Below are 13,012 nucleotides of genomic sequence, written 5' to 3' on the forward strand. Positions count from 1 at the left end.
GAAGGAGGATTTGTGTGAAAGCGACAAATGGAGAAAAAATCTTTTATGCCATCAATTATATCGTACTCACCTTCATCGCCCTGACTTGTATTCTGCCATTTATCCATATCATAGCCCTGTCACTGAGTGAACGATCGGCTGTTGAATCAGGTCATGTCTTCTTCTGGCCTGTGGGTTTAGAGCTCACAGCCTATAAAATTTTCTTTCTCGCGAGCCCTGCTTGGAGCGCTTTTAAAAATAGTGTGATTATTACGGTGATCGGTGTGGGGTTAAGTTTACTAGGTACCATTTTAGCTGCTTATCCGTTATCTAGATCCTATCTGTTTGCCAAGCGCTATCTGGTTCTAGGTATGGTGTTCACCATGCTGTTCTCAGGAGGGTTAATTCCCACCTATCTGGTCATTAAGAATATGCACCTGATTGATTCCTATTGGGCATTATGGCTTTCCGGCTTTATCAGTACGTACAACATGCTGCTCATGAAAAGTTATTTCGAGAATATTCCATCTGAGGTGCAGGAAGCTGCACGGATGGATGGCTGCAATGATACGGCACTCCTTATTCGGGTCATCTTGCCGCTTTCACTTCCCATGCTGGCTACGCTTGCGTTATTCTATGGCATTGGGTTCTGGAATTCGTTTATGAATGTGCTTATGTATATCAATAAAAGTGAGATGCAGAACTTAACTGTCGTTGTTCAAGGCATGCTGCAAAAGAATGACTTGCTGAACTCGCCTACGCTTAATATTCAGGAACAACAAACCGTTGCTACAGAGATGGTAAAAGCTGTTGGTGTAGTCGTCATGGTTGTACCGATGCTAGTTGTATATCCATTCCTGCAAAAGTATTTTGTCAAGGGAGTTATGCTAGGATCGGTTAAGGGATAACAGAACAGGCGTTCCCGTTTTTCGAAACGTTATTATAAAATTTGTAGGGGGAAAATGCACATGGAAAACAAGAAACGATGGCTTGGAATCTCAGTTGGTGTAGTCGCATTAGGGGCAACATTAGTAGGATGCAGCAGTGACAAGAAAGAAGAAGCATCAACAGCGCCAGCCACTTCAAGCGCACCTGCCGCAGCAACACCTGCTAAACGTGGGGACGTTTCGGTTACCATTTATGATCGTGGAGGCGTGCCAGCTTCTGAAGGTACCTACGAAGAGAATCGGTGGACGAAGTTCATTAACGCAAACGGACCAGCTAATGCGAAACAAGTCCCAATTCTTCGTAGCGACTCTACGAAGAAATTGAATGTACTGTTTGCTTCCGGTTCTGCTCCCGATATCATCAACGAGTATAATACACCGTTCAGAGGCAGTTTATATGATCAAAAACAACTGATGCCGATCGATAACATTTTGCAATACATGCCTGAATATCAGAAATTACTTACCCAATATCCGCAGTTGAAAAAAGCAGGGACCAAACCAGATGGCAAGCTGTACGAGATTGGTAAAGTAAAAGAAGCGGTAGCTGCACACGTACTATACATTCGCACGGACTGGTTGAAAAAGCTGAATCTTAATATGCCGACAACAACGGAAGAATTATATGCGGTAGCGAAGGCATTTGTTGAGCAAGACCCAGATGGTAATGGCAAGAAAGATACGTATGGCATGAACATGAGCACTTATTCGGAGCAAGCGATTAATGAAATATTCGGGGAGAATTCATCAGCCACCCTATTGGCTTGGGATATTAAGGACGGCAAGGTTGTTCGTGCGTGGGATAAAGAACAAGCTTCCCTCACGTTCAAGAAGAGTCTCTATGATGCTAGTATCGTAGACAAGGACTACATTAACGATAAAGACGGCAATAAAGCTAAGCAAGACTTCCTGAATGGAAAAATGGGTATTTTTGTAAAATTCTCTCAAGATCTTGAATTATCTACTTTTAAAAAGAACAACCCTACTGGGGAAGTGGCGCCATTAGGTTATCCGAAATCACCGATGGGCACATTCACAGGTGCTATCGATAATCCCGTTCAAATGACAACGGTTATTAATGCCAAGGCGAAGGATCCAGAAGCAGTAGGCCGCTACCTTGACTTCATGATGAAGCCGGATACGGCTCGTAAAATGATCTTCGGCGACGAAGGAACACACTGGAAGAAAGCGGCAAACGGCTGCCCGCAAGTTATTGATCCAGATAAGTCCAAAAATGAAGTTGCTTACGCGTTAGATTACGCGATGTTCTTCTCGTCTGGTGTTGATAAATGTAACTATAACTTGGCTGGTCTAACTAATCCTGATTTGTTGCCTGAACAGAAAGCACAATTGCAATTGTTCCAAGCTGCTCAGAAGATTTACTTCGATCCAGCTAGGGAATATCCAGGGATTGCACTCGGAGATCATATGCCAGTGTTCCCAGCTGACCTCAATGTCATTAATACAACGATTCTTAAAGAGAAAAATGATTTCTTCGTTAAGGCTATCCTTAGCGGTGCAAAATACACGGCAGAACAAGCGATTGCTGATTCCAAAGCGGCATGGGATAAAGCGGGCGGTAAACAGCTTGAAGATTTCATGAACAAATGGTATGCCGAGAACAAAAATACAGCTTTCCTAGCGAAAGATGCGAAAGAAATCGTAAAACAACAAATGGAATTTGTCGCTGCAAAGTAAATCGTACCTTAGAGAAGCTGGATATCGTCAAGCGCTGCCTGCGCAATCAGGCAGCTTCACGATGTCCAGCATCTTCTTTATCACCGGATGTGGCGAAATTGCAACAGGGAAAGCTGTCTATTTTGACGAAATTATTGGCTAACAGGAGGCAGTGGAACCATGATTAAAATAGCGATGTTGAGCTTTTGGCACGTTCATGCAAATGATTATGCACGATTAGCCATTGACCACCCCGATACCGAAATTGTAGCGGTTTGGGATGAAATACAGGAGCGAGGCCGGGGCAAAGCGAAGGAGCTTGGTGTTCCTTTTTACGTCAACTTGGAAGAACTTTTGAGGAATCCTGTTATTGACGCAGTTATCGTGGGAACACCTACGAACAGGCATCACGATGTCATTATTGCTGCAGCTAAAGCGGGTAAGCATATCTTCACTGAAAAAGTCTTAGCTACCACCACGAAGGCGTGCAAGGAGATTCTTGCTGTTGTTGAGGAAGCAGGGATCAAGCTAACCGTATCGTTGCCTCGTTTGTATATGGGCTTTACTCAAGCAGCGTTAACACTTATTCGTAAAGGTTATCTGGGTACATTGACAACGGTTCGTATGCGACTTGCTCATCAAGGTGCGCTGCGAACGGAGAAGAATCCAGACGGTGCGCTCCCTGCCCATTTTTTTAACTCCGAACAGACGGGTGGTGGAGCCTTGATGGATCTTGGCTGCCATCCGATGTACTTAACTCGCCTATTTCTTGGCTTACCGGAGAGTGTTAGTGCTAGCTTTGGTTATATCACGGGGCGTGAAGTTGAAGATAGTGCAGTAGCAACATTACGTTATCCTACGGGTGCACTAGGAATTGTTGAAGCTGGATTTGTGAACAGCTACTCGCAATTCGACATCGAAGTTCAGGGAACAGCAGGCAGCATCATGTATGCCCGAACCGATGATAAGTTACGCATCCGCAGCTCCAAAATGTCAGGGGAAGCAGCAACAGGTTGGCAAGAAGTGACGGATTTGCCTAAGCTGCCGTCTGCTTTTGAACAATGGATATCGCATATCCAGCTTGGAACGACCGCATCAGAGAATCTCGAGCTGGCCTATGATTTAACTCGTTTAATGGAAGCATCAACTTTGTCGGCGCGTTATAGTGCTGTTATTAAGTTGAGTGATCTTTCGGAATGATAACTTGGGAGGAAGAGACGTGATCGATAAAGGGGAATATTCTTTTTCAACTTGTTGGAATATCAAGAAACACACCGTAGGACGGAGCATGATTGAGGAAATTAAAGAGCTTGGCTTTCGACATGTAGAGCTCAATTATAACGTAACCGAAGAAATGATGGCGACCATTGAACCCATGATTGAAAAAGGTGAGATTGGCGTCTCCAGCGTTCACAACGTGTTCCCATTCATTAACGATAAGGACTATGATACGGATTCCGTCATGTTGGGCTTCGATGATGAAGTGAAACGTAACCGTTCTGTAGAGCTGCTCATCAGGTCTATGGAATATGCACATCGCTATGGGGCCAAAGCTGTGGTTGTACATCCAGGTGAAGTACCTTTTGACTATAACATCGATGTGGATTTGAAAAAGCTTTATCGAGATCACGGAAAAGATTCACCAGCGTATCAGAAACTGTGGAGCGTCATGATTGAAAGACGGAATCGCTTGAGTCCGCTGTATACGCATAGAATTCAAGAGAGTTTGGAGATTGTAAGCGAGCATGCGGCCCAAAAAGGTTGGAATGTCGCAATTGGCATCGAAACTCGCTCGAGGTCCTATCAGATGCCTTCCTTGATGGAAGCGAAAACGATCTGCGACAATCTGGCGGGAAGTCCCGTGCACCTATGGTACGATATCGGTCATGCCATGATGATGGATAGAATGGGCTTGTACGATAATCTTAAAGAGCTGCAAGAAGTGAAAAAATATATCTATGGCGTTCACATCCATGAGACGCTGGAACTAGCGGATCACTGGTGCCCTTATGTTCATAGCAAAGACTTGCACGATTTTGACCATTTCCTAGAAGCCATCGACTATGCCCAAGTCAAAGTATATGAGCTGAAAGCATTGTGCGAGCCACATGAAATTCATGAGAGTCACAACCTCATCACCAGTAAGATTGCAGCTAGGAAAGGGTAGGTGATCGATATGGACGCCATTTATAATCGCCTAGTAAGCCTCAATGATGAATTAACGGAAGCTACGCTTCTTAACCAGATTCTTGATCCTTTGTCCAAATATTACGGAGGCATTCAGGATGAAACGGGCATTGCTCGAGCTAACCATATGAGTACACCGCGAATCATTGCAGGATGGGTATCAGCTGTAGTGAATCCAGATTCTCGTTATTATCACGATTCTTTTTTATTGAATGCATTGGATAAAGCAGTCTCATTTATGCTGAATAGACAGCATGCAGACGGAACCATTTCACTTGGTTCAACGAATTATCATTCTCCGCCGGACACAGCATTCGTTGTAGGTGGCGTCACGCAGATGTATCAGTTGCTTCATAAGCACGACTGGGCAGAAGTGACTCCTGTTGCTGATAAGCTGAAGCTTTTCCTAGAGCGCACGATTCCAGCTATGCTGACTGGCGGTTGTCATACACCGAATCATCGGTGGGTCATTACCGCAGCTCTTTCGTTGTTGCATGAGATTTTTCCGCAGCCTGCACTTTTGGCACGAGCGGAAGATTGGTTGGCTGAAGGCTTGGATATGACCGAAGACGGAGAATGGACAGAACGAAGCAACGGGATCTACAACGCTGTCAGTGATATTGCACTCTATCACACAGGACGTTTGATGAACCGCCCAGAACTCATCGAATGTGTACGTCGCAATCTACGCATGATGATGTATTTAATCCACCCGACGGGAGAAGTTGTCACCGATTACTCCGGACGACAAGACTTCGGTCAGACAGCTACGATGGCGAATTATTTCCCAATTTACCGCTTAATGGCGGCGTATGATAAAGATCCGATCTTTGCTGCAATGGCCGATTATGCCGGATCTTTCATCACAGGTTTCCACGAAGGCGTGAACAACCATCCACTGATGAATATGCTCGTGTACCCGGAGGCAGATATTGCTCAATTGGAACGAGCACCACTGCTGGATCGTTATGTGAAAGTGATAAATGCACAGCATCCGATGAAAGAGCATTTACAGCAAGTAGAGGAAGTTGGTCACCATAGCCAGATTCAGCATAGTAGTATGCACTTTACTTTTGGTGCTCCACTGGTTCGCATACGTGAGCTGGATCAAAGTGTAACCATCATGTCACAGACGCCGTCTTTCTTCTCACTTCGCCAGGGGAAAGCAAGACTATTGGGAATTAAACTAGCCACTTCTTTCTCTCCAGGCATTGTAAAGTTTGCGGATCTGATTGTGGATGAAGGCGTATATAAGCTTGAAACGGTGCTGGAAAAAGGCTACAACGGCCCTATTCCGCGTCATTTGCTGCGGGCAGGGACGGAAGGTTCGACACTCAGCCCGTGGTATTTACTTCCACATCAGCATCGACCCATGACCCATTCGCAAAAACTGGCGCTGCAAGCGGAAATCATGAAATCAGGAGATTCCGAATGGACGGTCCGTGTGGCGTCAGACGAGCGTGAAGATGTGTTCACGCAAGTGACTTTTATTTTTGGCAATGAAGGTACGGTGAGTGGCGAGGATTTGCATGCAGGTGAAGAAGGGAAGTACTTTCTCCAAAGTGGTGCAATGCGCTATGAAGTAGGCGGAGATGTCATTGAAATCTCATCAGGTGCTTATGAGCATAAGCTGCCTATCCTTCGTGAAGATTCGCATCCCGCTGGGTGTCAATATGTTCATGTCAACTTGGTTACGCCTTATGATCGGACATTCAAGATCCGTCTACGTTAGAAAGGAAGTTCGTTATGACGATCTATTTTCATGAACAAGAGAGTATTCACACCCGTTTGGGGAATGACGATACACGAACGTTGAAAGTCCTTGCTGATCGCTACATTGGTGCGAATCCACCTGTACCTTTTGCGTTTCGAGCGTGGAGTCGTGCAGGTATGATGCAAAATGAAAAAGGAATGTTTGATCTCGATTTGGCTCGTAGATTTCCTGAAGCACGGACAGGTCAATTTTCTTATGCTTATGCGTTAGTTTGGAGTGATAACGAACGCAATTTGGACGTTTTGCTGCAATGCTTGGGACCGATTCAGTTTTACTTCAATGATGAATGGACCTATCGTTCCACTGTCATTGACGAGATTAAACCGGATGCCACTGTGAAGTTAAATAAAGACTTCGTGAAAGGGTGGAATCGTCTCTTTATCAAAGCGAAGCATACAGCTGCGGGATTCGGCTGCCGATTCGGTTCCGATGAAGCTAAGGTGCGCATTCTGAATGTGCTAGCACCATTTACGGAACGTCAGGGACAGGCTGGTTGGGTATTTTCGGAGCCTGTTGATCACGACATATTCGAAGGGCGTTCGTTACCTGATGCGATGTCTTCCGAGACAAATAACGGTTTGCGTTGGCTGCCGAACTTAGCTTGGAACGAGATTGAGGCCATGAAACCGGCCTGCGAGCGAATATTTGGCATCCAGCCAGGTAAGCAAGCTTATGCTTGGACGAAACTTCACAATGTTCGCGGTAGTGAAGAATCTTGCAGAATACAAGGGCATGCGGCAAGTCCATTAACGGTGTGGGTGGATGGCAAGCAAATCTTGGAGCTTACAGATGCTAATAATTTTCAAGTAGAGGTACCGCTTACTTACGGGTATCATGATTTAGTCATACGTAGTGCTAGTAACGAGAACGAATGGGGCTATTCCTTGCAGACAAGTGTCGCATGTAGCCTGCCAACACAGGTCCATGGCTCTAGCGGTCCTTGGTTGTATATGGGGCCAATCGCTGCGGAAGTCTACATTCCCTACGAGGACCTAGTTCGGACAGATCGACTTTACCAAGTGGATAGCGATGCTGGCGACATGACTTATTGGCGTCTAGACCAACCTGATACTTGGATTCGTCCTTACTATGAGAATGCGATGCTGAGCAACAAGTGGACAGTTGGCAATGTAACGAATTATGCGCGGTGGGATTATCCACTTGGGGTTACGATTTATGGATTGCTGCAAACGGGGCGTTTACTAGATCGGTCTGACATTACCCGCTATGCGCTGGAGCATGTGCAAAGCTGTACGGATCTGTTTGCGTATTCACTTTGGGATCGTGAGCAATATGGCTTCCCAGCTATCAATCAACAATTAGTTATGATGAAAATGCTGGATAACTGCGGATCCTTCGGTTCTGCGATGTTAGAGGCTTATCAGGAGCAGCAAGATCAAGGTTTCATGGACATTGCGGATCGTATCGCAGATTTCATCCTTCACCGCTTAGAACGCAAGGAAGACGGCGCCTTTTATCGGATTTGTGCGGATGAATATGCGGAAAATACGATGTGGGCCGATGATCTCTATATGAGCACACCGTTCTTGTGCCGTTATGCGCGGATCACGGGTAAAGAAGAAGCGCTTGATGAAGCGGCGAAGCAATTCCTGCTGTTCCGCAAGTACTTGTACATGCCGGAAGAGCGAGTTATGTCGCACGTTTTTGATTTTAAATTTGGCATGCCGACTGGAATTCCTTGGGGACGTGGCAATGGTTGGACACTCTTTTCGTTAACAGAAGTATTGGAAGCCTTGCCTGCTGCGCATAAAGATCGTTCAGCGCTCATTGGTTTCTTCAATGACCTCTGCGGAGGATACGCAGATCTGCAAGCAGATAGCGGTCTTTGGCATCAAGTATTGAATGATTCGGATGCATACGAAGAAGCTTCGTGTACGGCCATGTTTGCCTATGCGTTTGCGCGAGGTGTTCGTTTTGGCTGGCTTCAGGAACCGCAGCGCTACATCGACGCGGCTTTGAAGGCGTGGAGCGGGCTGACACGAAAGGCAATTGATGCGCAAGGAAATGTGCATGGCGTATGCAGCGGTTCGCGTTATGCCTTCACAGCTGATTATTATAAAAAAGATCTGCTCACGGTCAAAAATGACAATCACGGGGTTGGCATCATGATGCTAGCAGGTTCCGAGGTTGTGAAATTGAAACGTTGGCTAACCGCCGTGTCTGTTGAATCTGCTAAATGATCAGCTTGTACGAATAAAGAGATTAGCGTGAATAGTCAACAGTGAAGCCAAGAGATGGGCAACCATCCCTTGGCTTTTTGCTGTCTCCAACACATCTTCTACAGTCAAATTGTAGTTTGGAGTTGACCTGTAGAACTGGTAAATAGCTATTTATTTGAGCCATATAAAAGGCGTAATTGCTTCGTTTACAATGCTTGTAAGGGCTTTATTATTTGATGTGAATATGAAACATGTCAAAAATAAAGCCATGCAAAAGGAGGAGTTCCAGTGAATATCACCGTTTGGAATGAATTTCGACATGAAAAATTGAACGCTGCTGTAGCTGCAATTTACCCTGAAGGTATTCATCATGTGATTGCGAAGGGGTTACAACAAGAAGGGGTGAATGTACAGACAGCCACACTAGATGAAGTTGAGCATGGGCTTACGGATAAAGTTCTTCGTGAGACAGATGTGTTAATTTGGTGGGGACACAAGGCACATGAGGAAGTAGAGGATGAGATTGTGCAAAAGATATATCAACGCGTACTGGAAGGTATGGGGATGATCGTTCTTCACTCTGGCCACTTTTCAAAAATTTTCAAAAAATTAATGGGCACCTCTTGTGATTTGAAATGGCGTCAGGTTGGAGAAAAGGAACGATTGTGGGTAGTTGATCCCAGTCATCCGATCGTCGCAGGCATTGGTGAATATATCGAACTCGAGAAAGAGGAGATGTATGGGGAATTTTTTGATATCCCAGAACCAGAAAGTCTACTCTTCCTGAGTTGGTTTGCTGGTGGAGAAGTGTTTAGAAGTGGATGTACGTATTCACGCGGTAAAGGAAAAATATTTTATTTCCGACCTGGGCATGAAACGTACCCAACCTACCATAATCCGCAAATCATAAAAGTCATCAGGAATGCCGCTCAGTGGGCAGCTCCAATCGTTGGTCCCCAATTGCAATTTGGTAAAACGGATCCACTGGAGAAGCTATAATGAAGGTTATTCATATCGGAATTATAGGTACAGGGTTCTCAGCGAAAGCACATATAGAGGCGATCCGCCGTATTCCTTATTTACATGTGATTGCCGTTGCAGGTAGTAGTTTAGAGAAAGCACAACAAATTGCCTCCGAATATGGGATTCCCAAAGCATACGGCAATGAAAGTGAACTCATTCAAGACAATGAAGTTATGGCTATTCATAATTGCACACCGAACTATATGCATTACGCGATTAATCGCGAGGTCTTATTGGCAGGCAAGCATATATTATCCGAAAAACCTTTAGGGATGAGCAGTGAACAGACGGAAGAGCTGGCACAGTTGGCTAAAGATTATAAGGGTGTAAATGGCGTAGCCTTTAACTATCGCCATTATCCATTGATTGCCGAAATCAAACATCAACTTCGTATGTCAGCTTATGGCAAAGTAAACCTTGTGTATGGAGGTTTCTTACAAGATTGGCTATTACACCAGACCGATTACAATTGGCGTTTAGAACCGAAATATAATGGTGCTTCACGCGCTATAGCGGATATAGGTTCTCACTGGTGTGATACCGTCCAATATGTGTTGGGTAAAAAAATCGTCCGAGTGTTTGCTGATTTGAAGGTTGTTCATCCAATAAGACGAAAGTCAATTGAAAAAGCGTATACAGGTGCGATAGGGTCGGAACCTGTATACGAGGAAATTCCTATGGAAACGGAAGATTACGGAAGTGTACTAGTCCACTTTGAAGATGGCATTCAAGGCGTATTTACGATTTCACAAGTAAGCGCCGGTCGCAAGAATAAACTCTTTTTTGAAATTGCAGCGGACAAAAGATCATTAGCTTGGAATCAAGAAAAACCAAATTCTCTATGGATAGGTCATCGTGACCGAGCGAATCAAGAGTTATTGTCGGACCCGCGATTGCTTTCCGATTCTGCTGCAGTATTGTCGCATTACCCTGGGGGGCATCACGAAGGCTGGCCGGATGCATTGAAAAATATGTTAATAGATTTCTACACCTCGATTCGGGACAAGGAAGCGAATGAATCAACAGAAGTAAGATCGTTTGCGGACTTCAAGAATGGACATCAGGTCATGAAAGTTGTGGATGCTATTCTGGAAAGTCACCAAACACAGCGATGGGTAATTATTAAGTAAACCTGTATTAGTGATAAATATCAATTTATTAGTGCCATGAATAAAAAGATATTTCCCTTTATAATTAACATGTAAGCGGTTAACCGTTAAACATATTAATGATAACTGATTTTAATACATCAAGCATTCCTATAGAATAAATCGGAGGATTCAACATGCCACAACAACTTGTCGCAACGGCACCACGCAAAGCAGAATTAGTAAGTTATGAGGAAGCTCCCCTGATGGCTGGAGAAGTTAGAGTGAAAGTGGAGTACGCGTCTCCAAAGCATGGGTCAGAAATAGCTGATTTTCGCGGAGAACGGAACCAGAAGGAAGCTATCTATGATCAAGAATGGCATGCATTTATGCCGCCAAACCCAAATGAAGCTGTAGGAAGTCCATTTGGAAATTGGAATATTGGCAATCAATGGGTGGCTCGTATTACGGAAATCGGACCTGACGTACAAGGATATGAGCTTGGTGAAAGACTTTGCGGCTATGGTGGCATTCGCGAATCTCATGTAGTGAATACAAAGAACCCTAAACGATTAATGAAAATGCCAGAAGATATGTTATGGAAAAATGCGGTATGCTTCGATCCTGCTCAATTTGCCTTAGGTGGAATTCGGGATGGGCAAGTTAAGATGGGAGATCGCGTAGCGATTTCAGGGCTTGGCGCTATTGGAGCAATCGCGGCTCAAATGGCTAAGTTAGCAGGTGCCAGCTACGTGGCTGTCATAGACCCCATTCAGAAGAGAAGAGAAGCTGCACTCCGTGCAGGAGCAGATGAAGCATTCGATCCGATGTCACAGGATGTGGGGCTTGAATTAAAAAAAGCAACTGACAAGCTTGGTGTTGATGTCATCATCGAGACAAGTGCGAACGAACATGCTTTACAGGCTTGTTTGCGAGGGTTGGCTTATGGAGGGACAATCGCTTTTGTTGGCTGGGCAAGACCATTTAAAGGTGGATTAAATCTAGGGATGGAAGCGCACTTTAATAATGCGAAGATCGTATTTTCTCGTGCTTGCAGTGAGCCAAATCCGGACTATCCACGCTGGAGCTGGAAAAGAATTCAAGAGGTATGTTGGCATTTGTTAGCAACCAATCAGGTGAACTGCGAAGAGATTGTTGACCCTGTCATTCCTTTTCATGAAGCTGCTGATGGATATGAGCATTATGTAGATCGTAAACCGGAAGAGAGCATTAAATTGGGTGTAGCGTTTACGTTGACTGAATGAACCAGAAGGGGGTAAAGCGTGTCGGATGGTGCAATGGATTTAGATCTTATATTAAAGAATGCGGTACTTAATATTATTGAGTTTGATATTCATAATAGGCGTGAAATGAAAACTTACAACCGCGTCCGGCCTTGTTATGTCATGTCTTACCATAAGAAAGGTTATGCCAAACTTCGAATTGGAGAGGAATTATTCTCGATAGAACCAGGAACGGTCATTCTAATTCCGCCTAATGTCGCGCATGATCATTACAAAGAGAACACGGAGGAGTCGATCTTTTTATGGTCGCACTTTACCTTTGAAATTGGTGGAGTTATCGATGTACTTAAGCTGTTTCAAATCCCCTATACCTTCAAATTAAAGGATAAAGAAGAATTTGAGAGGGTTTTCTTACAATATAATGAGCTCAAACAACAAACGGGATTTTTACCAAGAACGATTTTGCGTAAGGCTAAAGCCCTTGAGTTAATTTACTTAGTACTTGAAAGCGCTATTCATATAGATCAGCATACAGGCACCAATATTCAATCGCGAAGTTTCATGGAAATATTAGCGAAAATCATCCAACATCCTGAACAGGATTTCTCACTATCTCAATTTGCTAAAGAATTAAATATGCACCCTACCTACGTTAGTAATCGATTCAAGGAATTGTACGGCAGATCGCCGATACAGGTACAGCGAGAAATGAAAATTGATAAAGCCAAGACATTGTTAAAAACAAGCCAGCTTTCAATTACCGAAATTGCGTTATCACTAGGGTTTAATGGCATTCCTAACTTCACAAGATTGTTTAAAACCTATGTAGGTACATCGCCATCCCATTATCGTGAACTCAATAAAAAGAAAATTGACGGGTATTTTACGAAAAATTAAATATCACTTTATAGGA

The 13,012-nt window shown here is 44.3% G+C and carries 11 protein-coding genes; all 11 read left to right on the forward strand.

Going from position 1 to position 13,012, the window contains the following annotated elements:
- Positions 1-14: 14 nt before the first annotated feature.
- Positions 15-887, forward strand: coding sequence for a carbohydrate ABC transporter permease (locus tag J2736_RS00900; RefSeq protein WP_310222618.1), 873 nt, complete (start codon positions 15-17; stop codon positions 885-887).
- Between the two features lie 60 nt (positions 888-947).
- On the forward strand, positions 948-2,624 hold the full coding sequence (locus J2736_RS00905; protein ID WP_310222620.1) for a type 2 periplasmic-binding domain-containing protein: 1,677 nt from the start codon (positions 948-950) through the stop codon (positions 2,622-2,624).
- Positions 2,608-2,766 carry a hypothetical protein gene (locus J2736_RS00910; RefSeq protein ID WP_310222622.1) on the forward strand — a complete coding sequence of 53 codons (159 nt, stop codon included), beginning with the start codon at positions 2,608-2,610 and terminating at the stop codon, positions 2,764-2,766. Before J2736_RS00905 ends, J2736_RS00910 begins: the two co-directional genes overlap by 17 nt.
- Positions 2,767-2,783: 17 nt before the next feature.
- Entirely contained in the window at positions 2,784-3,803 is a 1,020-nt protein-coding gene (locus tag J2736_RS00915) for a Gfo/Idh/MocA family protein (protein WP_310222624.1), read from the forward strand.
- A gap of 19 nt (positions 3,804-3,822) precedes the next feature.
- Positions 3,823-4,770 (forward strand): sugar phosphate isomerase/epimerase family protein, encoded by a 948-nt coding sequence (locus J2736_RS00920; protein WP_310222625.1) that lies wholly within the window; start codon positions 3,823-3,825, stop codon positions 4,768-4,770.
- 9 nt (positions 4,771-4,779) lie between these two features.
- Complete coding sequence (locus J2736_RS00925) at positions 4,780-6,522, forward strand: hypothetical protein (RefSeq protein WP_310222627.1); 1,743 nt, start codon at positions 4,780-4,782, stop codon at positions 6,520-6,522.
- 14 nt (positions 6,523-6,536) lie between these two features.
- On the forward strand, positions 6,537-8,765 hold the full coding sequence (locus J2736_RS00930; protein WP_310222629.1) for a glycoside hydrolase family 88/105 protein: 2,229 nt from the start codon (positions 6,537-6,539) through the stop codon (positions 8,763-8,765).
- Positions 8,766-9,032: 267 nt separating this feature from the next.
- Positions 9,033-9,743, forward strand: coding sequence for a ThuA domain-containing protein (locus J2736_RS00935; protein WP_310222631.1), 711 nt, complete (start codon positions 9,033-9,035; stop codon positions 9,741-9,743).
- Positions 9,743-10,897: a Gfo/Idh/MocA family protein gene (locus J2736_RS00940; RefSeq protein WP_310222633.1), complete on the forward strand. Its 1,155-nt coding sequence runs from the start codon at positions 9,743-9,745 to the stop codon at positions 10,895-10,897. Before J2736_RS00935 ends, J2736_RS00940 begins: the two co-directional genes overlap by 1 nt.
- Before the next feature lie 155 nt (positions 10,898-11,052).
- Positions 11,053-12,120, forward strand: a complete 1,068-nt coding sequence (locus J2736_RS00945; protein WP_310222635.1) for a zinc-dependent alcohol dehydrogenase — start codon at positions 11,053-11,055, stop codon at positions 12,118-12,120.
- A gap of 18 nt (positions 12,121-12,138) precedes the next feature.
- Positions 12,139-12,996: a helix-turn-helix domain-containing protein gene (locus tag J2736_RS00950; RefSeq protein WP_310222637.1), complete on the forward strand. Its 858-nt coding sequence runs from the start codon at positions 12,139-12,141 to the stop codon at positions 12,994-12,996.
- Positions 12,997-13,012: the final 16 nt, after the last annotated feature.

The organism is Paenibacillus qinlingensis, assembly GCF_031455095.1.
Lineage (GTDB): Bacteria > Bacillota > Bacilli > Paenibacillales > NBRC-103111 > Paenibacillus_E > Paenibacillus_E qinlingensis_A.